Source organism: Acidovorax soli (assembly GCF_014207955.1).
GTDB classification, from domain to species: Bacteria; Pseudomonadota; Gammaproteobacteria; order Burkholderiales; family Burkholderiaceae_C; genus Acidovorax; species Acidovorax soli_A.
Genome location: NZ_JACHLK010000003.1, coordinates 591,389 through 613,037, shown reverse-complemented (window position 1 = coordinate 613,037; position 21,649 = coordinate 591,389). Strand labels below are relative to the sequence as shown.

The 21,649-nt window shown below is 69.8% G+C and carries 22 protein-coding genes; 9 read left to right on the top strand and 13 right to left on the bottom strand.

Annotated elements, in window-relative coordinates:
• Positions 1-30: 30 nt before the first annotated feature.
• On the bottom strand, positions 31-372 hold the full coding sequence (locus HNP48_RS11530; RefSeq protein ID WP_184857048.1) for an I78 family peptidase inhibitor: 342 nt from the start codon (positions 370-372) through the stop codon (positions 31-33).
• Between the two features lie 308 nt (positions 373-680).
• Here HNP48_RS11530 and HNP48_RS35355 point away from each other — a divergent pair, with 308 nt between their 5' ends.
• Together HNP48_RS35355 and HNP48_RS11525 are read left to right on the top strand one after the other, a co-directional pair.
• Complete coding sequence (locus tag HNP48_RS35355) at positions 681-806, top strand: hypothetical protein (RefSeq protein WP_260420198.1); 126 nt, start codon at positions 681-683, stop codon at positions 804-806.
• A gap of 23 nt (positions 807-829) precedes the next feature.
• The gene (locus HNP48_RS11525) at positions 830-1,171 is read left to right on the top strand and encodes a hypothetical protein (RefSeq protein ID WP_184857047.1); all 342 of its coding nucleotides are present in this window, start codon (positions 830-832) and stop codon (positions 1,169-1,171) included.
• A gap of 27 nt (positions 1,172-1,198) precedes the next feature.
• On the opposite strand, the gene HNP48_RS11520 is transcribed toward HNP48_RS11525, so the two are convergent.
• Positions 1,199-1,630: a hypothetical protein gene (locus HNP48_RS11520; RefSeq protein WP_184857046.1), complete on the bottom strand. Its 432-nt coding sequence runs from the start codon at positions 1,628-1,630 to the stop codon at positions 1,199-1,201.
• Positions 1,631-1,821: 191 nt separating this feature from the next.
• Here HNP48_RS11520 and HNP48_RS11515 point away from each other — a divergent pair, with 191 nt between their 5' ends.
• Positions 1,822-2,976: an ABC transporter substrate-binding protein gene (locus tag HNP48_RS11515; RefSeq protein WP_184857045.1), complete on the top strand. Its 1,155-nt coding sequence runs from the start codon at positions 1,822-1,824 to the stop codon at positions 2,974-2,976.
• A gap of 271 nt (positions 2,977-3,247) precedes the next feature.
• Here the strand turns inward: HNP48_RS11515 and HNP48_RS11510 are convergent, their stop codons facing one another.
• Positions 3,248-4,285 (bottom strand): Bug family tripartite tricarboxylate transporter substrate binding protein, encoded by a 1,038-nt coding sequence (locus tag HNP48_RS11510; protein ID WP_409362551.1) that lies wholly within the window; start codon positions 4,283-4,285, stop codon positions 3,248-3,250.
• Entirely contained in the window at positions 4,266-5,204 is a 939-nt protein-coding gene (locus HNP48_RS11505) for a LysR family transcriptional regulator (protein WP_311773822.1), read from the bottom strand. The genes HNP48_RS11510 and HNP48_RS11505 overlap by 20 nt, the downstream gene beginning before the upstream one ends.
• Before the next feature lie 177 nt (positions 5,205-5,381).
• Here HNP48_RS11505 and HNP48_RS11500 point away from each other — a divergent pair, with 177 nt between their 5' ends.
• Positions 5,382-6,767, top strand: a complete 1,386-nt coding sequence (locus HNP48_RS11500) for a hypothetical protein (RefSeq protein WP_184857042.1) — start codon at positions 5,382-5,384, stop codon at positions 6,765-6,767.
• Between the two features lie 23 nt (positions 6,768-6,790).
• Here the strand turns inward: HNP48_RS11500 and HNP48_RS11495 are convergent, their stop codons facing one another.
• The 3 genes from HNP48_RS11495 to HNP48_RS11485 form a co-directional block, all read right to left on the bottom strand.
• Complete coding sequence (locus tag HNP48_RS11495) at positions 6,791-7,411, bottom strand: hypothetical protein (RefSeq protein WP_184857041.1); 621 nt, start codon at positions 7,409-7,411, stop codon at positions 6,791-6,793.
• Positions 7,412-7,436: 25 nt separating this feature from the next.
• On the bottom strand, positions 7,437-8,006 hold the full coding sequence (locus HNP48_RS11490) for a hypothetical protein (protein ID WP_184857040.1): 570 nt from the start codon (positions 8,004-8,006) through the stop codon (positions 7,437-7,439).
• A 1,314-nt stretch (positions 8,007-9,320) separates the two neighbouring features.
• Positions 9,321-10,214, bottom strand: a complete 894-nt coding sequence (locus HNP48_RS11485) for a LysR family transcriptional regulator (protein ID WP_184857039.1) — start codon at positions 10,212-10,214, stop codon at positions 9,321-9,323.
• 155 nt (positions 10,215-10,369) lie between these two features.
• On the opposite strand from HNP48_RS11485, the gene HNP48_RS11480 reads away from it, so the two are divergent.
• Positions 10,370-10,840: a (2Fe-2S)-binding protein gene (locus HNP48_RS11480; RefSeq protein WP_184857038.1), complete on the top strand. Its 471-nt coding sequence runs from the start codon at positions 10,370-10,372 to the stop codon at positions 10,838-10,840.
• Positions 10,837-13,116 (top strand): xanthine dehydrogenase family protein molybdopterin-binding subunit, encoded by a 2,280-nt coding sequence (locus HNP48_RS11475; RefSeq protein WP_184857037.1) that lies wholly within the window; start codon positions 10,837-10,839, stop codon positions 13,114-13,116. Before HNP48_RS11480 ends, HNP48_RS11475 begins: the two co-directional genes overlap by 4 nt.
• A 40-nt stretch (positions 13,117-13,156) precedes the next feature.
• On the opposite strand, the gene HNP48_RS11470 is transcribed toward HNP48_RS11475, so the two are convergent.
• From HNP48_RS11470 to HNP48_RS11460, 3 genes are all read right to left on the bottom strand, one after another.
• A complete protein-coding gene (locus HNP48_RS11470; RefSeq protein WP_184857036.1) occupies positions 13,157-14,218 on the bottom strand; it encodes an NAD(P)-dependent alcohol dehydrogenase in 1,062 nt (353 codons plus the stop codon).
• Positions 14,219-14,356: 138 nt separating this feature from the next.
• Complete coding sequence (locus HNP48_RS11465) at positions 14,357-15,043, bottom strand: carboxymuconolactone decarboxylase family protein (RefSeq protein WP_184857110.1); 687 nt, start codon at positions 15,041-15,043, stop codon at positions 14,357-14,359.
• A gap of 43 nt (positions 15,044-15,086) precedes the next feature.
• Positions 15,087-15,581, bottom strand: coding sequence for a cupin domain-containing protein (locus HNP48_RS11460; protein ID WP_184857035.1), 495 nt, complete (start codon positions 15,579-15,581; stop codon positions 15,087-15,089).
• Positions 15,582-15,685: 104 nt separating this feature from the next.
• Here HNP48_RS11460 and HNP48_RS11455 point away from each other — a divergent pair, with 104 nt between their 5' ends.
• Entirely contained in the window at positions 15,686-16,594 is a 909-nt protein-coding gene (locus tag HNP48_RS11455; RefSeq protein WP_184857034.1) for a LysR family transcriptional regulator, read from the top strand.
• Here HNP48_RS11455 and HNP48_RS11450 read toward each other — a convergent pair.
• Together HNP48_RS11450 and HNP48_RS11445 are read right to left on the bottom strand one after the other, a co-directional pair.
• Positions 16,585-17,397, bottom strand: coding sequence for an aminoglycoside adenylyltransferase family protein (locus tag HNP48_RS11450; RefSeq protein WP_184857033.1), 813 nt, complete (start codon positions 17,395-17,397; stop codon positions 16,585-16,587). The two genes, HNP48_RS11455 and HNP48_RS11450, sit on opposite strands and share 10 nt — an antisense overlap.
• Positions 17,394-17,672 carry a hypothetical protein gene (locus tag HNP48_RS11445; RefSeq protein ID WP_184857032.1) on the bottom strand — a complete coding sequence of 93 codons (279 nt, stop codon included), beginning with the start codon at positions 17,670-17,672 and terminating at the stop codon, positions 17,394-17,396. The genes HNP48_RS11450 and HNP48_RS11445 overlap by 4 nt, the downstream gene beginning before the upstream one ends.
• Positions 17,673-17,951: 279 nt before the next feature.
• Here HNP48_RS11445 and hmpA point away from each other — a divergent pair, with 279 nt between their 5' ends.
• A complete protein-coding gene (gene hmpA / locus HNP48_RS11440; RefSeq protein WP_184857031.1) occupies positions 17,952-19,142 on the top strand; it encodes an NO-inducible flavohemoprotein in 1,191 nt (396 codons plus the stop codon).
• Between the two features lie 6 nt (positions 19,143-19,148).
• Here the strand turns inward: hmpA and norR are convergent, their stop codons facing one another.
• Positions 19,149-20,723, bottom strand: a complete 1,575-nt coding sequence (gene norR, locus HNP48_RS11435; RefSeq protein WP_184857030.1) for a nitric oxide reductase transcriptional regulator NorR — start codon at positions 20,721-20,723, stop codon at positions 19,149-19,151.
• A gap of 320 nt (positions 20,724-21,043) precedes the next feature.
• Between norR and HNP48_RS11430 the strand changes: the two genes are divergently transcribed.
• Positions 21,044-21,583: a spore coat U domain-containing protein gene (locus HNP48_RS11430; RefSeq protein WP_260420197.1), complete on the top strand. Its 540-nt coding sequence runs from the start codon at positions 21,044-21,046 to the stop codon at positions 21,581-21,583.
• Positions 21,584-21,649: the final 66 nt, after the last annotated feature.

The window sequence follows — 21,649 nt, the reverse complement described above, 5'->3', positions numbered from 1 at the left end:
CGGCCCGGGTGCCGCACCAGGGCCGTCGGATCAGCCGCAGCGCACCGCCGTGATCTTGCCGCTTGCGTCCGTCACCAGGTTCAGCCGCTCGCCATTGAACTCCATGGTCACGGGCTGGTTGTCGCGCAGCACGCGGGCCATGGCCGCACCCGAGGCGACACGCGCCTGCTCCACCGTGCCTGCCGTCGGTGGCTTGCCCTTGGCGCCCTGGGCGGGTGCGGCATTGCACAGGCCCCCCTTGGGGCCGGGGCCCACCGAGGGCGTGTCGGCGGCGGGCGTGCGTGCGGGTGTACCGGCACAGCCTGCGAGCAGGGCCAGGGTGAGGCCCGCGAAGGCGGTGGCGATCCGGGAGCCGTGGGGGTGGTGGTGCATGGAATTTTTCCTGAAGTGGTCGGGTGTACGACCGCCACCATACCGCCTTGGGGCTGTCCATTGGTGACGCCGCGTAACCGCTGCCACTGTGCCTGCTGGGGCGTTGGCGCTGTGCAGGACGATTCCTACACCGGCCCCCTCGGCTCTCCGACCCTGCGCTCGGGCTGAAAGTGCGCCAATGCAGCCATGGCCCCTGTGTCCGCCCTGTTTTGCCGCACGCGAGGATGAAAACCATGCACTTCGAAGACCTTCAGATGAGGCGCCTTGACCCGATAGGCGAGCCCAATCCCCTGCAGATGGGGCAACCCTTGCGTGCTGCCTCCCAGTCCCAGCAGAGCGAATACCTCATGGTGGGCCGCACCGACAGGGCCCATGTGCAGGTGGAGCCACAGTTCGGCGACACGGTGGCTGGCGAGTTCCAGGCCATGGGCTGACCAGCTTGCAGGAGCACACCGCCATGTTCGCCGCCATTGCCCATCCCGGCGCTCGCCAGGGCCTCCTGCATGAAGAAGACGCTGCCGTGCCCAGCAGCCTGATCCTGCACATTGCCCACGACGGTGCGCACAGCTACCGTGCGCGCATGTTCGATGAGCGCGACCAAGTCGGCACGGCCACCTGCCACTCGCGCATCGACGAGGCCATCCGCTGGTATGGAGAGCATGCCCCCGTTGCCGGTATCCAGGCCTTTCGCATCTGGTACGGAGGCTGGTGTGCGGGCAGCTTCAGCCTGGCCGAAATGGAGCAGGGTGCCGATGGCATCGCCGAGCGCCTGCTGGTTCTGTCCATGGTGGCGCGCTGACCGCCGTGGGCGGCCGGCGCCGCTGCTTCAGGGGATCAGGTAGTAATACCAGATCCAGGGAGCGTAGACCAGGCTCGGAGCCCATGCCACCACGATGATGCCGTTGTACCAGGGGCAGTCGTACCGGTCTGCGAAGTAGCCGTCGAAGGGAATGAAGGTGCCCGCCGTCGTGCAGCCCAGGTAGCCGGTCAGTTGGATGAAGGCATCGTTGCGCGTCAGGTAGCCGATCGACTGGGTTCCCACCTGGTAGGTGCTGCCCGTGCTGGCGCTCAGCATGTAGGTGTAGAAATAGGTGGGCTCGATCACCAGAGCCTGGCTGGTCCCCTTGGCGGAGGGGTTCGCTGCTGGCCGCGCAATGGGCGGCAGCTGCACCGCATCAAGGTTCGGTGCCTCGCCGGCCTGCGCCAGCGCACCATGCAATACCACCACGGTCCACAGCAACAAGAGCAGTTTCTTCATGGTATTCCCCCGGGAACAGGTCACCATGGTTGCACTCTCCAGGCAGCAGTGCAAGCCCGTCCGGCCAGTTTTCTCCCCGATCGAAGCTGACAGAAGGCTGTCACCCTGAGGCCAGTGCTGGTATAAACGCGCTCGGTCACCGGCCGCGACGGCGCTGGTGATGCCACCACGACAAAGACCCGAGGAGACCCATGAACCCGAGCGCCGCTGCGACCCCTGTTCGCCCCTGGATTTTGAGCCCCGTTCTCTGGGCCGGCGCCTTGCTGGCCCTGCTGGGAACGGCGCAGGCGGCCCCCATCGTGGTCGGTCAGGTGGCGCCGCTGTCGGGCCTCAAGGCCAGCGACGGCCGGGGTTACTCGGCGGGCATGCAGATGTACTTCAACCATGTCAACAAGGCCGGCGGCATCAATGGCAACACCCTGGTGCTGGCGCGCAAGGACGATACCGGCCGCGCCGACCAGACCCTGGCCGCTACCCAGCAGCTGCTGGCCGAGCAGCGCCCGCTGCTGCTGGCCGGCTACATGGGCGCCAGCAACCTGGCCGCGCTGCAGAAATCCGGCCTGCTGGCCAAGGAGAAGATCGCCCTGGTGGGCTACCGCAGCAGCACCTTCCAGCCCGACTCGCCCCTGCTCTACAACGTGCGTGCCGGCCTGCGCGACGAAATCGGCAAGATCGCCGAGCACCTGGCCACCGTGGGCATCACCAAGCTCGGCCTGCTGTACGAGGAAGGTCCCGATGCTGCGACCCTGGTGGCCAGCGCCGAAGAGGCCGTGAAGAAGAATGGCGGCAGCCTCATGGCCAAGGGGTCCTACGAGATGGACACCCTGCGCATGGAGAACGCCAACAAGCTGCTGCAGGCGGCCAAGCCCCAGGCCATCATCCTCATCACCAGCGGCGCCGCGGCCTCGGCCTTCATCGAGAAATACCGCCTGGAGGGTGGCACGGCACGGCTGTTCGCTTCGTCCGACGTGGACCTGGAGCAACTGGCCAAGCGCCTGGCCGAAGAACACATGCAGGGCATCTCCATTGCCCAGGTCACGCCCAACCCCTACCGTGCATCGAGCAAGCTGAGCAAGGAGTTCCGCGAGGTGCAGGCCAAGAGCGGCGACCCCGAAGTGCCCGTGAGCTACGCCATGATGGAGGGCTACATCGCCGCCAAGGTGATTGCCGAGGCCGCGCGCCGCGCGGGAGCCCGGCCCACGCGCGAGAGCCTGGCAGCCGCTCTGGACAGCATCGACAGCCTGGACCTGGGCGGTTACACCGTGGGCTACCGCCCCGGCCAGCGCGGCGGTTCGCGCTTCGTGGAGCTGTCCATCGTGAGCGCGACCGGGCGCATCCGGCAGTGAGCTTCATCTCAGTGGTCTATGGAACTGCGCGCCACCCACAGAGTATGAAACTGGCGTGACCCAAGCAAGTGCTCCCGTGCAAGGGCCGCCAAGCCGCGTAGGCGGCGCTTTGCTTGCGTGCACTGGGAGCGTCCCCCTCCCGACTTGCGCAGCGATTCGAGAGAGGGGCTGAGGGCCGCGGCTCCAAGCCTGCCTGCGCAGGCTTGGACGTGCCCGAAGAGCCACCGCCTCTGGCGGTGGCACCGAGGCGCGAAGCGCCTGCGGGGGTGTTTCATCTCAGCACGGCGCCGCCCCTTCGCACCAGGGCTTCGTTGCCCTGCCGGTCGGCCGCGATCTGCTGCGCGAAGGCCGCCACCGTGCCGCCCGCCGGCAGCACATGCTTGTCGCGCAGCGAGGCCGCCAGCCCGCCCACACCCAGGATGCGGTTGACCGCCTCGTTCAGGCCCTGCACCACGGCTGCCGGCGTGCGTGCGGGCGCGAACAGGCCGAACAGCGAGCTCAGGTTGGCCCGGGGGTAGCCCAGCTCGGCCAGCGTGGGCACCTCGCGCAGGTCCGCCAGGCGCGCGGGGGCGCCTACGGCCAGCGCGCGCAGGCGGCCCGCTGCCACGTACTCGAGCTGTTGTGCCGCGACATTGGTGGAGAGCACCTCGAACTGGCCGCTCAGCGCATCGTTGAGCTGTGCACCGCCGCCCTGGTAGGGCACATGGGTGATGTCGGCGCCGCTGTGCAGCCGCGTCTGCGCCAGCACCATGTGCCCCGTGGTCGCCACGCCCGAGCTGGCCCAGCGCACAGCGCCGGGCCGCGCATGGGCCCAGGCGATCATGTCGGTGAACGAGCGCGGCCCCAGGGCCGGCGTGCCGATGACCAGCACCGGTGTGTGCATGATGCCCACGATGGGGGTGACCTGTGCGAGCAGATCGCGCGCACCCGGCACCAGCAGAGGCTGGAGGGTGAGCGGGGTGATGGCCGAGAACGCCAGCGTGTGCCCATCGGGCGCAGCGCGGGCCAGCAGGTCGATGCCCACGGCGCCGCCAGCACCGGCACGGTTGTCCACCAGCACGGGCACCTCCAGCGCCTGTGCCAGCGGTTGTGCCAGCGCACGCGCGGTGGCATCGCTCACGCCCCCCGGCGGGTACACCACGATCAGGCGAATGGGCCGGTTGGGCCACCGTGCACTACTCGGTGCCGCGGCCTGCACGGCGGGCATGCCCGCCGCCAGGGCGGCACCTCCCGCGGCCCAGCACAGCAGGCGCCGGCGCGGCAGGGCAGCAGGGGAGAGGGGGGCGGACTCAGGCGCTTGCAGTGGCACCACGGGCCCTTTCGGCCGCGATCTTCGTGACCAGTTCCACAAAAGCCCCTGTGGGGCCATGGCAGTCGCTCTTGCGGTAGGCCAGGGTCAGTGGCGCACCCAGCTTCACCGACCGGGCCAGCGGCCGGTAGACGATGGCGTTGTGGTGCGTGCCCTGCATGGACGAAGGCACCACCGAGATGCCGGCGCCAGCGGCCACCAGGTTCAGGTTGGTCATCATGCGGTCCACCTCCGAGACCACGTTGATGGCCACGCCCTCGCGCGTGCACAGCTCCAGCAGGTTGGCATACAGCCCCGGCGCGCCGGGCTTGCGCACGAAGATGAATTTTTCGCCCTGCAGCTCCTTGAGCTGCACGGCGCCCTGCTTCTTGCCCACGGGCACCTGCGCCAGCGGATGGTCGCGCGGCATGGCCAGCACGGCGGGCTCCTGCAGCAGGGTCTTGAGCACCACGCCCTTGGGCCAGGCCACGGGCACGCGCAGAAAACCGCAGTGCAGGCGCGAGGAGGCCACCGCGTCGGTGATCTCCGCAGCGTTGTTCTCGCTCACCACCAGCTGGATGCCGGGGTAGGTGGCGCGGCACACGCGCAGGGCCTCGGGCGTGAAGTCGTGCGCCGCCGACGAACTGGTGAAGCCGATCGAGAGCATGCCCTGGCTGCCATCGGCAAAAGCCAGCATGCGCTCCTGCATGGCCGCGCAGTCGCGCAGCAGGCGCGTGGCCTCGGCATAGAAGAGCTGGCCGGCATCGGTCAGCGTCACGCCCTTGGGATGGCGCAGGAACAGCGGCACGCCGAGCTCCACCTCCAGCCCCTTGATCTGCTGGCTCAGCGGGGGCTGCTGCATGCCCAGGCGCTCGGCGGCACGCGTGATGTGCCGGGCATCCGCGACGGCGACAAAGTAGCGCAGGTGCCGGAACTCGATATTCATAACGTATGGACTAGAGATTATTCAGGTGTTTGGCATGTGCAGTCTACGCTCCTAGGATACGCCCTGTTCCCTGCAGCCGGCCTCGTCGGTTTCCCTGTGGAGGGCGGGTGCGCACCGCACGCACCCCAGCGGGAGCATGTTTTTCGACAACAACAACTGGAGACACCACCCATGCGTTTCACCACCGGCTCGCGCAGCCCGGTCGCTTCGTCGACCCTGTCCGTTCTGTCCACCCTGTCCGCCATCACGCTGCTGTCCGCCTGCGGCGGCAGCGACGGCCCCTCTTACCCGCCCGAGGCCAAGCCCACCGCCGTGGCCTGCCCGGCCGAGGTGCCCGCCACCGCCACCTGCCTGGGGGGGCGCGACTCGGCGGGCGCCTACTACCTGATTGCCATGCCCAAGGACTGGGCTGGCAACCTCATCCTGCACGCCCATGGCGGGCCCGACCTGGCGGCCCCCACGGCCGAGCGCGCGCAGGAAGACCTCACGCGCTGGGCCATCATGGTCAAGGCGGGCTATGCCTGGGCGGGCTCCACCTTCCGCCAGGGCGGCGTGGAAGTGCGCGCCGCGGCCGAGGACACCGAGCGCCTGCGCCGCATCTTCAACGAACATGTGGCCGTGCCCAAGCGCACGGTGCTGCACGGCCAGTCGTGGGGCGCGGGCGTGGCCGCCAAGGCGGCCGAGATGTTCACTGCGCAGACGGTCGGGTCGCAGCCCTACGACGCCGTGCTGCTCACCAGCGGCGTGCTGGCCGGTGGCACGCGCTCGTACGACTTCCGCCTGGACCTGCGCGTGGTCTACCAGTACCTGTGCAACAACCACCCCCGGCCCACCGAAGCGAGCTATGCGCTCAACCTCGGCCTGCCGGCCACCTTGACCCTGGCGCGCGACGACTTCAACGCCCGCGCCAATGAATGCCTGGGCCTGGACAAGACCGCGGCGCAGCGCACACCCGAGCAGCAGCGCAAGGTCGAGACCATCGAGAAGGTCGTCAAGATCCCGGCCAGCTCCATCTCGGCCCACCTGAGTTGGGGCACCTACCACTTCCAGGACGTGACGGCCAAGCGCACCGGCGGTGCCAGCCCCTTTGGCAATACCGGCGTGGTCTACAGCGGCTCGGCCGACGATGCTGCGCTCAATGCGGGCGTGCTGCGCTACCGCGCCGACCCCGTGGCCGTGCAGCGCTTCGCCGACGACACCGACCCCAAGGGCGCCATCCCCGTGCCGGTGCTCACCACCAAGTGGATCAGCGACCCCACGGCCTTCGTCGAGCTCGATGCCTACTTCAAGACCGTCATGGACCGCGGCGGCAGCGGTGACCGCCTGGTGCAGACCTTCGTGAACACGGGCACACACAGCTACATCAGCGATCCGACCTACCCGGCCCTGGTGACTTCGCTGCTCGACTGGGTGGAAACGCGCACCAAGCCCACCCCCGCCAGCGTGGCCCAGCGCTGCACATCGCTGGAAGCGCGTTTCGGCACGGGCTGCAGCTTTGCGCCCACCTACGTGCCCGGGGCACTGGAAACGCGCGTGCCGGCGCGCACGCGGCCCTGAGCAAGGAGCTGGGTGAGCGGGCGCTAGACCGTGGCGGGCAGAGTGTCCGCCAGGCGAGCCTCGACCACTGCGTTGCAGGACTGCTTGACACGGCGCTGCTGCGCATCCGCGCGCAGCCACTGCAGTGCGTGCGGGCCCACCCAGACCTGCGCGTCGGGCGTGCCGGGGTTGGCCGAGCGCCCCGGCACGGCCGGGCCGAAGGGCATGGTGGGATTGCACCAGCACACCACCGCGTTGGTGTAGCGCTTGCGGATGAAGCGGCCCAGGGCCTTGTAGCGCTTTTCCACCCCCCGCGCTTCGTCAGGGCTGGCATCGCGCGTGCCCACGGCGATGCGTCCCTCGGTCAGCACGCCCTCGGCAAGGGCTTCCGAACGCAGGAACTGGATGGTCGCCCACTCGGTCTGGCAGTACCAGTCATCGCAAGAAGGGATGTAGCGGGCCTGCAGCGTGGCCCGGTCCTCGGGCGACCAGAGGATGCAGTAGCTGCCGCGGATGGCATCGAGGGTGCGGAAGGTCTCTGGCTGTGCCGTCTTCCAGCGCGGTCCGTCGATCAGGCACACCGCAGGGTCGGCCAGGACCTGGGCCACAAATTCGCGCTCGTCCTGCGGGTGCATCACAAAGCGCAACTGGCTGTTCATGGGCATGGCGGGGGTGGCGCTTGGCGTGCCGTCAGCGGTCCACGTACTGCGCGTCGAAGCGCTTGCGCGCCGCCAAGTGGGCATCGGCGCAGGGGCGCGTGGTCGGGTCGGCACGGCACACCGGGCTGGGCTGGAAGTAGCGGGCCCAGGCATCGGCCCGGCGCTGCTGGCGCTCGGCCTCCAGCCGCGCGGCCAGGGCCTGGGCTTTCTTGAGGTCGTCGTCGGCCTGCTGCTTCTGGCCCTGAGGCTCCTGCATGGCTTGCGGGGGCGAGACCGTGGGGGCGGAGGCCTCGGCCTGCGGCGGTGCGGGCGGTGGCGGCACAGGGGGCGCGGCGGGCGGCGCGGGCTCTGGCTGCGGCGCCTGGACCACTGCGGGCGGCGGCGGGGTCTGCTGCGTGCTGCTGCCACTGTCATCGCCCACGGGCCGCGAAGGCGCCGCGGCAGGTGCCATGGCAGGCGGCGGAGCCGGGGGGCGCTGGCCGATGAGGGCATCGTGCACGAACAGGGCCGCAAGGCCGCCGATGAACACCCCGAGCGCAGTGCGGGCCGTGCCCATCAGGAAAGAGCCTCCACCGGCTCCAGGCGACGAATGTGATTCCATGGCACACCTCCAGCCGGCAGTGTAGTCCCGAGTTCGGCCGTGCGGCCTGGGCGTTCGCCTGATGAAATCGCAGGCACCGTGCTGCAGCCCGCACCAGGGCTGGCTTTGGCCCGGATGCACAGGTGTTGTCCACAGGCTCATCCACCGCTGCTGTGGACGGGCTACAACGAGCGCAGAAAGGTGATGGGTTCGGGATCCACGCCGGGGGCGCTTCCTGCTGCCGTCAATGCCCGGCCTGTGCCCACAAGCGCCGGGTCGGTCGGGCACGGCAACTGGTACCGCCACAGACCTGATCAAATTGCAGGCACCGCGTTGCAAGCCGCGCCGGCATTGGCTTTGGCGCACATGCCAAGGGTTTGTCCACAGGGTCTTCCACGGTGGCTGTGGACTCCCGCTCCCGCAGGCACAGCGCACAGGCGCGACGGATCTGCCGGGGCATGTGCGCAGCGTCGGCGGACGCCAGGGCTGCCGCGTTGGGCAAATCGCAGGCACTGCGTCGCAAGCCGCGCCGGCATTGGCTTTGACGCACCTGCCAAGCGCTTGTCCACAGGGTCTTCCACCGTGGCTGTGGACTCGCGGAACACCGGATGTGACGGGTTGATGAAATCTTGGGCATCGCGCTGCAGGCCGCGCCAGCATTGGCTTTGGGGCACATGCCCAGGGTTTTTCCACAGGGTGTTCCACGGTGGCTGTGGACTGGGTGCATGCCGTCACTCGGCGTCTGCTTTGTCGCACGGCTTGCCCATAGTCCACCATGGGCTGCTCCGCGCTTCGCGCATCCATCGGCTTGCCGGGGCTGGCGCGGGGGTGGAATGGGTGATGACACGCCCTGGGCGCATGCTGGCGCCGCCGTACCCCTGCATGGCGCAGGAGTGCAGCACGGTGATGAAATCGCAGGCACCGCGCTGCAGGCCGCGCGGGCTGTGGGTTTGGGCCATATGCCCCGGGGTTTTCCACAGGGTCATCCACGCTGGCTGTGGACTTTGCGCCCTTCCCGTTCGGGCAGGGTGCAGGTGCAGTGTGCGGTGGACCCCGGGAACTGGTGCGCGCATGGCTGATGAAATCGCAGGCACCGCGTTGCAAGCCGCACCAGTGCTGGTGTCGGCCCACATGCCAAGTGCTTGTCCACAGGGTATTCCACGCTGCCTGTGGACTCGCGGGGCACACGCCCGGAGTCACTTGCACCCCGGGGCTCGATGCATTGGTCAAATTGTGGGCACCGTGTCGCAGCCCGCGCCGGCATTGGCTTTGCGCCGTATCCCGTGGTGTTGTCCACAGGGTCATCCACGGCGGCTGTGGACGGTGGCGGCCTGCTCAGCGGCCAGGCAGGCGCAGCGCATCCACCACCACGCTGAGCGCCTTCGACGAGGCACGCCGGTTGGGGTAGTAGGCATGCAGGCCCGGGAACACGGGGCACCAGTCCTCCATCACCGACACCAGGCGTCCGCTCTGCAGGTGGCTTTGCACCAGCTCCCGGGGGACGAAGGCCAGCCCGGCGCCATGCAGCGCGGCATGGACCATCTGGTAGACGCCGTTGAAGGTGGTGCGCCCGTCGACGCGGGCCTGCACCTTGCGCTTGCCCTTCTCCAGCTCCCAGGCGTAGATGCCGCCGCTGGAGGTCAGGCGCAAGGTGACGCAGTTGTGCGAGAGCAGGTCCCGCGGCACCTTGGGGCTTTGGCGCCCGCGCAGGTAGTCCGGGTGGCCGACGATGCACATCTCCACATCGGGGCTGATGCGCACGGCCACCATGTCCATGGCCACCTGGTCGCCGTGGCGCACGCCGATGTCGAACCGGTCGGCCACGATGTCGCTCAGCCCGTAGTCGACGATGAGCTCCACCCGGAGGTCCGGGTACAGCGGCAGGATTTTCGCCAGCCGCGGCCAGATGTAGTGGTCGATGGCAAAGTCGATGGCGGTGATGCGGATGGTGCCTGCGGGCTTGTCGCGCAGCTCGCCCACGGCCTTCACTTCGGCGTCGATCTCCTCCAGGCGCGGGGCGATGGTGCGCAGCAGCCGCTCGCCCGCCTCGGTGGGCGCCACGCTGCGCGTGGTGCGCGTCAGCAGGCGCACGCCCATGCGCGCCTCCAGCCCGCGGATGGCGTGGCTCAGCGCCGATTGCGACAACCCCAGCCGGGCCGCGGCGCGCGTGAAGCTGCGCTCGCGGGCGATCACGGTGAGGTAGAACAGGTCCTGCAGGTTTTCGCGCATCGGTGGTCCTCGGGGCTGGGCCTGCCATGATGCTACCGGGATTGATGAATCGAATTCATAGGCGCATGCGGCAATGCCCGTGGCGCAGCCCGATTGCCGCACTAACCTTGGTTGGATGTGCCTGCGAGCACAGGAAACATCCTGGAGGTTCCCCGATGACAACCCTCAATGTGAACGGCCGATTGCAGGCCGTGAGTTCCGGCGACGACACGCCCATCCTCTGGGTGCTGCGTGACGAACTCGGCATGACCGGCACCAAGTTCGGTTGCGGCATGGCGATGTGCGGCGCCTGCACCGTGCACCTGGATGGCAGCCCCATCCGCTCGTGCATCACGCCCACCTCGGCCGCCGCAGGCCTGGCGGTCACCACCATCGAGGCCATGCACGCCGACCGCGTGGGCCAGGTGGTGCAGAAGGCATGGGAGGAGCTGGGCGTGGCGCAATGCGGCTACTGCCAGGCGGGGCAGATCATGGCTGCCGTGGGATTGCTCAAGGCCACGCCCCGGCCCTCGGAGCAGCAGATCGACGAAGCCATGTCGGGCAACATCTGCCGCTGTGGCACCTACCCGCGCATCCGTGCGGCCGTGAAGCTGGCCTCCGGCCGGCTGCCTGGAGCTGCGCAATGAGCGCCGCCGCTACACCGCCCCTGTCCATGGACCGCCGCTCGCTGCTGCGTGCCGCCGTGGGCGGCCTGGTGCTGGCCGTGTCCGGCAGCGGCGAGGTCTGGGCCCAGGGCGCGAAGAAGTACGGCGCCGAATCCATGCCCGGCGCCACGGTGGACGCCCCGCTGGTGTTCGTCTCCATCGCCGCCGACGGGCTCGTCACCATCGTGGCCCACCGCGCCGAGATGGGCACGGGTGTGCGCACCAGCCTGCCCATGGTGGTGGCCGACGAGATGGAGGCGTTGTGGGAGCAGGTCCGCGTCGTCCAGGCCGATGCCGACGAGGCCCGCTACGGCAACCAGAACGTCGATGGCTCGCGCAGCGTGCGCCACTTCCTGATGCCCATGCGCCGCGTCGGTGCCGCCATGCGGCAGATGCTGGAGACCGCCGCAGCCGCGCGCTGGGCCGTGCCGGTGGGCGAGGTGCGGGCAGAGCAGCACCGCGTGCTGCATGTGCCCACGGGCCGCAGCCTGGGGTACGGGGAGCTGTCGGCCGCCGCCGCAGCGGTGCCCGTGCCGCAGGGCAGTGCGCTCCGGCTCAAGGCACCGGCCCAGTTCCGCTACATCGGCAAGGGCCGGGTGCGTGCCGTGGACCTGGCCGACATCGGCCAGGGCAAGGCCGTGTACGGCATGGACGTGCGCCTGCCCGGCATGGTCTATGCCGTGGTCGCCCGCCCGCCGGTGCTGGGCGGCACGCTCCGGCAAGCGCAGCGCGACAAGGCGCTGGCCGTGCCGGGCGTGCTGCGGCTGGTGGAGCTGCCGGCGCTGAAGGGGGCGCCCAACTTCCAGCCGCTCGGGGGCATTGCGGTCGTGGGCTGCACCACCTGGGCCGCCATGCAGGGCCGTATGGCACTCGCGGCCGAGTGGGACGACGGCCCCCACGCCGGCTACGACTCTGCCGAGTACCGAAAACAACTCGAATCCCTGGTGCGCGCGCCGGCCAAGGCCCTGCGCAGCGATGGCGATGCGGCCGCTGCCCTGCAGGCCGCGCCCGCAAACCGCAAGCTGGCGGCCGAGTACTACCTGCCGCACCTGGCCCATGCCAGCATGGAGCCGCCCGTGGCCACCGCGGTCGTCCACCCAGGGCGGTGCGAGGTCTGGGCCTCGATCCAGAACCCGCAGGCCGGCGTGGCCAGCGTGGCGGGGGTGCTGGGCATCAAGCCGGAACAGGTGCAGCTGCACGTGATGCTGCTGGGCGGCGGCTTTGGCCGCAAGTCCAAGCCCGACTACGTGGCCGAGGCGGTGCTGGTGGCGCGCGAGATGCCCGGCACCCCGGTCAAGCTGGTATGGACGCGCGACGACGACATCCGCCACGACTACTTCCACACCGTGTCGGTGGAGCGCCTGGAGGCCGCGACCGATGCCCGGGGCATGCCCCAGGCCTGGCTGCACCGCTCCGCCGCGCCCTCCATCACCACCCTCTTCGGCGGCAAGGGGCCGGCGGCGTTCGAGATGGGCATGTCGGCCATCAACGTGCCGTTCGCCATCCCCCACGTGCGCATCGAGGGCGCCGAGGTCGATGCGCACACGCGCATCGGCTGGTTCCGCTCGGTGTCGAACATTCCGCACGCCTTCGCGGTGCAGAGCTTCATCGACGAGCTGGCCCACCGGGCGGGCACGGACCCGCGGCGCTTTGCCCTGGACCTGATCGGGCCGCGCCGCAAGATCCTGCCGACGGCCCTGTCCGACAGCTTCAACTACTCGGAGTCGCCCGAGGTCTACCCGGTCGACATGGGCCGCATGCGCGATGTGCTCGAAGCCGCCACACAGGGCGCCGGCTGGGGCCGCAAGCTGCCCCCGGGGCAGGGCCTGGGGCTGGCGTTCGCCTACAGCTTTCTGAGCTACACCGCCGCCGTCGTGCATGTGGCCGTGGACGACAAGGGCGCGGTCACGGTGCATGCGGTGGACATCGCCATCGACTGCGGTCCCCAGGTCAACCCCGAGCGCATCCGTGCGCAGCTCGAAGGCGGTGTGGTCATGGGCCTGGGCCTGGCGCTCGTGGGCGAGATCACCTTTGCCCAGGGGCGGGCGGTGCAGAGCAACTTCCACGACTACGAGGTGCTGCGCCACCATGCCTCGCCCCGGGTGATACGCACCCACCTGGTCAACGACGACCATGGCGTGCCTGCGGGCGGGGTGGGGGAGCCACCGGTGCCGCCCATCGCGCCCGCGCTGTGCAACGCGATCTTTGCGGCCACGGGCAAGCGCATCCGGGCGCTCCCCATCCGCAGCGTGGCCTGAGGTCAGGGGAAGGCGCCGGAGTGCCGGCGCCTTTCCCCTGTCACGCAGGCATGGACAGCGAGGCCATGTCGATCACGAAGCGGTAGCGCACGTCCGAGCGCTGCATGCGCTCGAAGGCCTCGTTGATCTGGTCCATGCGGATGACCTCGCACTCGGGCAGGATGTTCTTGCGCGCGCAGAAATCGAGCATCTCCTGCGTCTGTGCAATACCGCCGATGGGCGAGCCCGCGATGCGCCGGCGCCCGAACACCATGGGGGCCGAGGTCGTGGGGTCGAGCGCGCCGATCTGGCCCACCAGCACCAGGGTGCCGTCCACGTCCAGCAGGTGCATGTAAGGCGTCACATCGTGCTGCACCGGGATGGTGTCGATGATCAGGTCGAACGCCGAGGCCTGGGTCGCCATGGCGGCGCTGTCGCCAGACACCAGCACGCTGTCCGCACCCAGGGCCTTGGCCTCGGCGGCATTGCGTGCGCTGCGGCTGATCACGGTGACCTGCGCGCCCAGGCCGGCCGCCAGCTTGACGGCCATGTGCCCCAGTCCGCCCAGGCCCACCACGGCCACGCGGCTGCCGGGGCCCACGCCCCAGGTGCGCAGCGGCGAGTAGGTGGTGATGCCCGCGCACAGCAGCGGCGCGGCGCGGGCCAGGTCCAGCCCCTCGGGGACCGACAGCGCGAACTCCTGGCGCACCACCAGGTGCTTGGAATAGCCCCCATAGGTGGTGTCGCCGGTGACGCGGTCGCGGCCGTTGTAGGTGGCCGTCATGCCCTCGCGGCAGAACTGCTCTTCACCGGCCCGGCACTGGTCGCAGGCCAGGCAGGAGTCGACCATGCAGCCCACGGCCACCGCGTCACCCACGCGGTGGCGGGTGACGGCGCTGCCCACGGCGGTGACCCGGCCGATGATCTCGTGCCCGGGCACCACAGGGTAGCGGGTAGGGCCCCACTCGCTCCAGTCGTTGCGGGCCTGGTGCAGGTCGGAATGGCAGACCCCGCTGTACAGGATCTCCATCGCCACATCGTCAGGGCGCAGGCCCCGGCGTTGGAAGGAATAGGGCTTGAGCGGCGCGCTGGCGCCGTCGGCGGCATAGCCAATGGTTTGCATGGGGTGGGTCTTGCGTGGTGTTGAACAAAGGGCGCGCGGCGCGCCCTGGGCAAACCATCGTAAGGACTTGGCGGGCCGTTCAGGGCCCCCTGCCGCGCATGCCTTCATGAGCGGGGCTCATGAAACGCAGTTGCATTCCTAGCCAGCGCGCGCTGCCAGGGCCCGCGCCAGTGCCGCGTCGGCGCGTGCCGCATGCGCGGCATCCACGCGCTCGCCCAGCACCTGCACCAGATGCCGCAGCTGGCCGGGCGCCAGGCCCACGTTCATGCTGATGCGCATGTGCGACTGCAGCTGCGATTCGGCACCCGGCAGCGCCGAGAGCATGCCCACCGTGGCGATTTCCCGGCTGGGCCAGTCCAGGTTGTCGCGCTCGAAGATGTCGCCGAACAAATGGGTCTTGAGGTAGGTGTCGATGGCGGGGGCGAAGTCGAACAGCGGACCTTTGACGGGCGCGCCCGACAGGCGCGTCTGGTTGGCCGTGCCGGCCGCCAGCAGGGCATCGCCCTGGGGGATGGGGCGGCCCGGGGCGCGGCCCGGTGCATCCTGGATGCCGCGCTGGCGGCGCGCCTCCAGCACCTTCATGAACTCGCCCAGCGCGTTCAGGCTGCGCGGAAAGCCCGCGTAGGCATACAGCTGCACCAGCACCTCGCGCACCTCGCTCACCGTGAGCCCGGCATCCAGGCCCTGGCCCAGTGCCGTGGACAGGCGGGCGATGTCGCCCGCCGCCGCAAACGCCGCGATGGGCACGATGGCCTGCTGGCGCGGTGCGAGGGGGCTGTCTGCGGCAGGTGGTGCATCCGCAGCCAGGGCCGGAGCCGCCACCATTGACAAGGCTGCCACCAGGCCGGCGGCCATGGCGGTTCGGCGTTCAACGTGCGTTGTACTGTTCATCGCTGACCTTCTCCATCCATTCGACGTTCTTGCCATCCACCGTGCCGGTCACGGCCAGGTGGGTCATGGCGGTGCCGGGTGCGGCGCCATGCCAGTGCTTGACCCCTGGCGGGCACCAGACCACGTCGCCAGGGCGGATCTCCTGCACCGGCTGGCCCCATTGCTGGGTGCGGCCCACACCCGACACCACCACCAGCCGCTGGCCTGCGGGGTGCGTGTGCCAGGCGGAACGGGCGCCGGGCTCGAAGGTGACGTGGGCGCCCGAGGCGCTGATGCCTTTGTCGGCGGGCCAGACGGGATCGACCCGCACGCGGCCGGTGAAGAAGGTCTCGGGCCCCGCGGCCGATGCCTGGGTGCCTGCGCGCGTGATCTGCTGGGTGCTGGCCGCCGCAGCGGCGTTGTCTGCGGCCATGGCGGTGCCGGCCTGGGCCACGGCCAGTGCCACGGCGGTTTGCATGAGGGTGGTGTGCATGGAGGATTCGGGAGGGAAAGCAGGGTGGTGCAGTCACTGTAGGCAGCGCTGCTTTGGTTGAGAAGATGGGAAAATCGGCACACACCTGTGCAGCCAATTCACCAATGTCCCGAGAGAACCTCAACGACCTGCAGGCCTTCGTGGTGGTGGCGCGCGAGCGCAGCTTCACCCGGGCTGCCGCGCAACTGGGCCTGTCGCGCTCGGCCCTGAGCCACGCCATGCTGGCGCTGGAGGCGCGCCTGGGCGTGCGCCTGCTCACCCGCACCACGCGCAGCGTCTCCACCACCGAGGCCGGGGCCCGCCTGCTGGCCACGCTGGCACCGCGCCTGCAGGAGATCGAGGCCGAGCTGGGTGCGCTCAGCGCCCTGCGCGACAAGCCGGCGGGCACCGTGCGCATCACCGCGCACGACCACGCCATCGCCACCGTGCTCTGGCCGCGGCTGCACCCGCTGCTCAAGGAGTACCCCGACATCCGCATCGAGTTCAGCGTGGACTACGCCTTCACCGACATCGCCTCGCAGCGCTTCGACGCGGGCGTGCGCGTGGGCGACCGGGTGGACAAGGACATGGTGGCCGTGCGCATCGGTCCCCCGCTGCGCATGGCGGTGGCCGCATCGCCGGCCTACCTGGCGGGCAGGGCACTGCCTGCCACCCCGCACGACCTGACCGACCACCAGTGCGTGAACCTGCGCCTGCCCACCCACGGCGGCCTGTATGCCTGGGATTTCGAGAAGGACGGGCAGAGCCTGGCCGTGCGCGTGCAGGGGCAAACCGTTTTCAACACCACGCCGCTGATGCTGCAGGCCGCGCTCGACGGCCTGGGCTTCTGCTACGTGCCCCTGGAGCTGGTGCAGCCGCACGCCGAGCAGGGCCGGCTGGTACCGGTGCTGCAGGACTGGTGGCCGAGCTTCTCGCCCTACCACCTGTACTACGCCAACCGGCGGCAGATCGCGCCTGCGCTGGCCCTGGTGATCGAGGCGTTGCGCTGGCGTGAAGGCCCGGCTCAGTCCTGAGCCGTTGCAAGCAGCGGTGTGATGCGCTGCTTGCACCAGTGGACGGTGGCGGCCACCGCGCCGGGCATGGCGGCCAGCCCATCGTCCTCACCACCACCCAGGTAGGCCTGCGCCGCGCGCTGCAGGATGGCGGCGTGCTCCACCGGCATGCGCTCGGCGGCCCAGGCGGCGGCTGCGTGCTTGGAGGTGATCGCGCCGGTGCTGGCGCTGTACCAGATGCGCGCCAGCGCCAGCAGGATGGGGGCCTCTTCGCCCTGCCAGTCGGGCGGCGCATTCCATTGCGCGATGGTGTCGGCCAGCGCACGGCGCAGGTCGCTGGCGGGCACGGGGGGAAACAGGTCCACCGCGGTTGGGCCCAGCAAGACCAGGCTGTGCAGCCGCAACTGGGTGAGCAAAATGGCCAGGTCGGGGTCCACCATCGCGGGCTCGAAGCGGCCGGCCACGATGTCGTCGCGCAGCCATTCGCCAAACTGCATCTCGCGCCGGGCAGGGTAGCGCCAGGGCTGGATTTCGCCGAGCGCCACCACCGTCACCTCAAGTGCGCGCAGGCGGGAGCCCGTGCTGCCCGGTGGGGCCGAATGGGCCGGCAGCGCGCGCATCAGCGCCTCGCGCGTTGCGTTGGTCAGGGGCCTGTCCACGGTCACCATGAGGTCGATGTCGCTGCGGGGCTGGAGACCGCCGTGCGCCGCCGAGCCATACAGGTGGATCGCTCGCAAGCCCTCGCCCAGGTGGTGCACCAGCATGCCGCGCACGCCCGCGAGCTGCGGGGCGATGCCGGCCGGGGTGGCTGCCAGTCCCGTCATGGGGTGCGGCTGAAGAGGAAGAGGCCTGTGAGCACCGCCAGCCCGAGCAGGGCGGCCACGACCAGGGTGCGTGAGGTCTCGCGCACGGGCGGTTCGCCCACGAACCCAACCTGCAAATCCAGCGCCAGGCGGGCGAGGTCCATCTCCTGCTGCAGCTGCGTGCGCAGCGCGGCATCGCGCTTCGGATCCAGGCGGGCCAGCCGGCGCTCCAGCTTGCGGACCTTACGGGCCAGGCGTTGGGAGATCCGTTCCTCTCGGGTCAGGAATGTCTTCATGGATGGGTTGCTTGCTCGCTTGATCGTGCCGTCGTCCGGCCGGGCCGGCGATAGAGCGCGAGCATACGTCCGGCATGGAAAAGCCCATCGGCTCCCGTGGAAATACACCCGCTCTGGAGGTGAGTCGTTTTGACTTTAACGAGTCAAAACGACTCGATGTAGATGTGGTCGTTCTGACATGGTATTGATTCAAGTCATTGATTCAAAAGGCCGCGTGGGCCGGCACGGCGGTTGCACTGATCAAGGCCTCATCCACTCGACCCCTTTGCGTCACCTGCCATGCTCACTGCTTCCCAACGCGCCATCGTCTCCTCCACCGTGCCCCTGCTCGAACAAGGGGGCGAGGCGCTCACGACCTACTTCTACAAGATGCTGCTGGACGAGCACCCCGAAGTGCGACCCTTCTTCAACGAAACCCACCAGGCCAAGGGCGACCAGCCGCGTGCGCTGGCCAATGGGATGCTGATGTACGCCAAGCACATCGACCGCCTGGAGGCCATGGGCCCGCTGGCCACGCAGATCGTGAACAAGCATGTCGCGCTGCAGGTGCTGCCCGAGCACTACCCCATCGTCGGCCGCTGCCTGCTGCGCGCCATCCGCGACGTGCTGGGCGCCGAGGTGGCGACCGACGCGGTGATGGATGCCTGGACCGCCGCCTACGGGCAACTGGCCGACATCCTGATCGGCGCCGAGCGCACACGCTACGACGCGCAGGCCGCGGCACCCGGCGGCTGGCGCGGGCAGCGCGCCTTCACGGTGCAGCGCAAGGTGCGCGAGAGCGCAGAGATCACCTCCTTCCACCTGGTGCCGGCCGATGGCGGTGCACTCATGGACTTTGCGCCGGGCCAGTACATCGGGCTGTGCCTGGTGGCTCAGGGCAAGGACATCCGGCGCAACTATTCGCTCTCGGCCGCGCCCAACGGGCAGAGCTACCGCATCAGCGTCAAGCGCGAGCCGGGCGGCGTGGCATCGAACCACCTGCACGACCAGGTGCACGAAGGCGACACCCTGCAACTGCTGCCCCCGTCGGGCGGCTTCGTGCTGGCCGAGGGCGAGCGCCCGGTGGTGCTGATCAGCGGCGGCGTGGGCATCACGCCCACGCTGGCCTTGCTGGAGCAGGCGCTGGCCGCGAAGCGCCCGGTGACCTTCATCCACTGCGCGCGCAACGGCGCGGTGCATGCCTTCCGCGAGCACATTGACGAGGCCGCCGCGCGCCACCCGGGGCTGCTGCAGCGCTACTACTGCTACGACGAGGTGACCCAGGGCGCGCCCGGCCTGCCGCATGCCGTGGGCCGGCTCGGCCTGGACCTGCTGCAGCGCTGGCTGCCCGGCGGCACGCGCGACGTGGACGCCTATTTCCTCGGGCCCAAGCCCTTCATGCAGCAGGTGCGCCGCGGCCTGCGCGATTGGGGCGTGCCCGATGCGCAGTCGCGCTTCGAGTTCTTCGGGCCAGCTTCGGCGCTGGAATAAGGCGACTCAGGAGGGCGCCCGCGCTATGCCCAGGCGCCTGGCCATGCGCGCCAGGTTGGCGGGATCGATGCGCAAGGCCCTTGCGGCGGGCGCCCATTGCTGGCCATGCTGGGCCAGCGCATCGAGCACCATGCGCCGCTCCAGCTGGTCCACCGCATCGCGCAGGCCCAGGTGGCTGGCCGGCACGGCGGGCTCTGTGGCGGGGGCGCTGGCGGACGTGGCCGCACCGGCATTGCCCAGGTCCAGGTCCTCGGCCGACAAGGTGAGGATGCGCGGGCGCTGCGCGTGCCGGCCCAGCGCCTTGACCACGCTGCGGCCCAGCAGGTGCTCCAGCTCGCGCACATTGCCGGGCCAGCCGTAGGCCAGCAGGGCGGCCTGGGCGCTGGCATCCAGGCGCACGCCACCCAGCCCCATGCGCGAGCGCGCCTCTTCCAGGAAAAAGCCGCCGATGGGCAGCACATCGCGCCCGCGCACGCGCAGCGGGGGCACCTGCAGCGGGTACACGCTCAGGCGGTGGTAGAAGTCCGCACGCATGCGGCCCTCGCGCACCTCGCGCGCCAGGTCGCGGTTGGTGGCCGCGATCAGGCGCACGTCCACCCGGTGCTCGCGGTCCGAGCCCAGGCGCTGCAGCTGGCCGCTTTGCAGCACGCGCAGCAGCTTGGCCTGCACGGGCAGGGGCAGCTCGGCCACTTCGTCCAGAAACAGGGTGCCGCCATCTGCCAGCTCGAACTTGCCGCGCCGCTCACCCACCGCGCCCGTGAAGGCGCCGCGCACATGGCCGAAGAGTTCGCTCTCCACCAAGCTGTCGGGCAGGGCCGCGCAGTTGATGCTGACCATGGGCTTCCTGGCGCGCGGCGATGCGGCGTGCAGCGCCTGGGCCACCAGCTCCTTGCCGGTGCCGGTCTCGCCCTGGACCAGCACGCACAGATCGGTGGGGCCGGCTAGCGCGATCTCCTGGAGCAGGCGTTTGTGTGCCGCGCCGTGGCCGATGAGCTGGCGTGGGCCGCCGCGCGAGCCGGTTGCCTGGGTGGCATAGATGTCGGCGCGCTGGCGCTCGCCCTCGGCCTCGGCCGCCAGGCCATGCATGCGCGTGGCCACCGCCACGCTGGCGGCTGCCAGGCTGGCAAAGGCCTGCAGCGTGGTCAGCGCCACGCGCGAGAAGCGGCCCAGCTCCAGTGCGTCCAGGGTGACCAGGCCCCAGGGCCGGCCGTCCACCTGCAGCGCGCAGCCCATGCAGTCGTGCACCGGCAGGTGGCCCTGCACGCCCTCCACCAGCCCGTCGAAGGGATCGGGCAGGCCGCCATCGGCGGCAAAGCGCACGGGGCCGGGGGCGGCCAGCAACTGGGCGAAGCGCGGGTGCTCGGCCACGCGAAAGCGCCGCCCCATGGTGTCGCGCGACAGGCCGTTCACGGCCAGCGGCACCAGCCATTCGCCGTCGAGCCGCAGCAAGGCCGTGGCGTCGCAGGGCAGCAGCACGCGCAGGGCTTCAAGCAGACGCCGGTAGCGCTCGGCCTCGGGCAGGTCTTGTGCCAGGTCGGCCATCAGGGGCAGGAGTGCAGTGAGCAGGGTCTGAGGGGTCATGGCAAGCGCAGGCGGCCCCATTGTCCCGCGGGTGGATTGAACCGGTGGAGCGTGCGGGAACTCCCCCGGGCGCCCGTCTGAGGAGAACCCTCTACATATTTTGTTTACAACCTGATACGATTTGCTCGGGTCGAGCTTTAGGCACCGTTGTTCAGTCCATGGTGGGTTCGAAAAGGGGGTGGTGGGCATGGCCGAAGGTGGCCAAGGCCCATGGCCCGGCAGGCAAGACATTCCGAGAATATTTCAAGGTAAACGCGATGGACGCGGGCAAACGACAACAACCGTCAGGCCGCCACGGGTGGCTGGCAACAGGCCTTGCCTTGGCCGGCTGCCTGGTGGCAGGCACGGCAGCGGCAGGCACCCTGGGCGGCACCCTGCAGGCGCAGATGCAGCTCACGGCGGGATGCATGGTCGCCGGCAGCTCCGGCGCCACGGCCGGCCTGAATTTCGGCACCCTGGATTTCGGCTCGCGCCCCGGCACCTTCACGGGCATCGTCACGGCCACGCCCGCGGGTGGAGAAGGCGTTTCGGGCCCCACGCAACTCGTCTGCTCGCCCGAAGTGCTGGGCATCAGCGTCCAGGTCGGCTCGGGCTCCTATGCGGGCCAGGGCTCGGGCATCGGCGTGGGCTCGCGGGCCATGCGCCATGGCAGCACCACCGCCTACATTCCCTACGAGCTGTACCGCGATGCCGCACACACGCAACCCTACCCCGCGGGTTCGGCCGTCACCGGCATCAACGTGCCCGCCAATGGCGCAGCGTTTTCGCTGCCCATCCATGGCCAGATCAACAAGTCGAACCCCACGGCGCTGCCCGCCGGCACCTACACCGATACCCTGCAGGTCACGGTGACCTATTGAGATGGGCACGCCCTGAGAGGCGCTCGTAGGCCCTTGTGCGGGAGCACAGGCCTGGGCCGCGCCAGT

Excerpts from the sequence above, each read along its gene's own strand:
- HNP48_RS11530 (WP_184857048.1), bottom strand. The coding sequence starts at position 372 with ATGCACCACCACCCCCACGGCTCCCGGATCGCCACCGCCTTCGCGGGC.
- HNP48_RS11525 (WP_184857047.1), top strand. The coding sequence starts at position 830 with ATGTTCGCCGCCATTGCCCATCCCGGCGCTCGCCAGGGCCTCCTGCAT.
- HNP48_RS11520 (WP_184857046.1), bottom strand. The coding sequence starts at position 1,630 with ATGAAGAAACTGCTCTTGTTGCTGTGGACCGTGGTGGTATTGCATGGT.
- HNP48_RS11515 (WP_184857045.1), top strand. The coding sequence starts at position 1,822 with ATGAACCCGAGCGCCGCTGCGACCCCTGTTCGCCCCTGGATTTTGAGC.
- HNP48_RS11500 (WP_184857042.1), top strand. The coding sequence starts at position 5,382 with ATGCGTTTCACCACCGGCTCGCGCAGCCCGGTCGCTTCGTCGACCCTG.
- HNP48_RS11495 (WP_184857041.1), bottom strand. The coding sequence starts at position 7,411 with ATGCCCATGAACAGCCAGTTGCGCTTTGTGATGCACCCGCAGGACGAG.
- HNP48_RS11490 (WP_184857040.1), bottom strand. The coding sequence starts at position 8,006 with ATGGAATCACATTCGTCGCCTGGAGCCGGTGGAGGCTCTTTCCTGATG.
- HNP48_RS11485 (WP_184857039.1), bottom strand. The coding sequence starts at position 10,214 with ATGCGCGAAAACCTGCAGGACCTGTTCTACCTCACCGTGATCGCCCGC.
- HNP48_RS11480 (WP_184857038.1), top strand. The coding sequence starts at position 10,370 with ATGACAACCCTCAATGTGAACGGCCGATTGCAGGCCGTGAGTTCCGGC.
- HNP48_RS11475 (WP_184857037.1), top strand. The coding sequence starts at position 10,837 with ATGAGCGCCGCCGCTACACCGCCCCTGTCCATGGACCGCCGCTCGCTG.
- HNP48_RS11470 (WP_184857036.1), bottom strand. The coding sequence starts at position 14,218 with ATGCAAACCATTGGCTATGCCGCCGACGGCGCCAGCGCGCCGCTCAAG.
- HNP48_RS11465 (WP_184857110.1), bottom strand. The coding sequence starts at position 15,043 with ATGGTGGCGGCTCCGGCCCTGGCTGCGGATGCACCACCTGCCGCAGAC.
- HNP48_RS11460 (WP_184857035.1), bottom strand. The coding sequence starts at position 15,581 with ATGCACACCACCCTCATGCAAACCGCCGTGGCACTGGCCGTGGCCCAG.
- HNP48_RS11455 (WP_184857034.1), top strand. The coding sequence starts at position 15,686 with ATGTCCCGAGAGAACCTCAACGACCTGCAGGCCTTCGTGGTGGTGGCG.
- HNP48_RS11450 (WP_184857033.1), bottom strand. The coding sequence starts at position 17,397 with ATGACGGGACTGGCAGCCACCCCGGCCGGCATCGCCCCGCAGCTCGCG.
- HNP48_RS11445 (WP_184857032.1), bottom strand. The coding sequence starts at position 17,672 with ATGAAGACATTCCTGACCCGAGAGGAACGGATCTCCCAACGCCTGGCC.
- hmpA (WP_184857031.1), top strand. The coding sequence starts at position 17,952 with ATGCTCACTGCTTCCCAACGCGCCATCGTCTCCTCCACCGTGCCCCTG.
- norR (WP_184857030.1), bottom strand. The coding sequence starts at position 20,723 with ATGACCCCTCAGACCCTGCTCACTGCACTCCTGCCCCTGATGGCCGAC.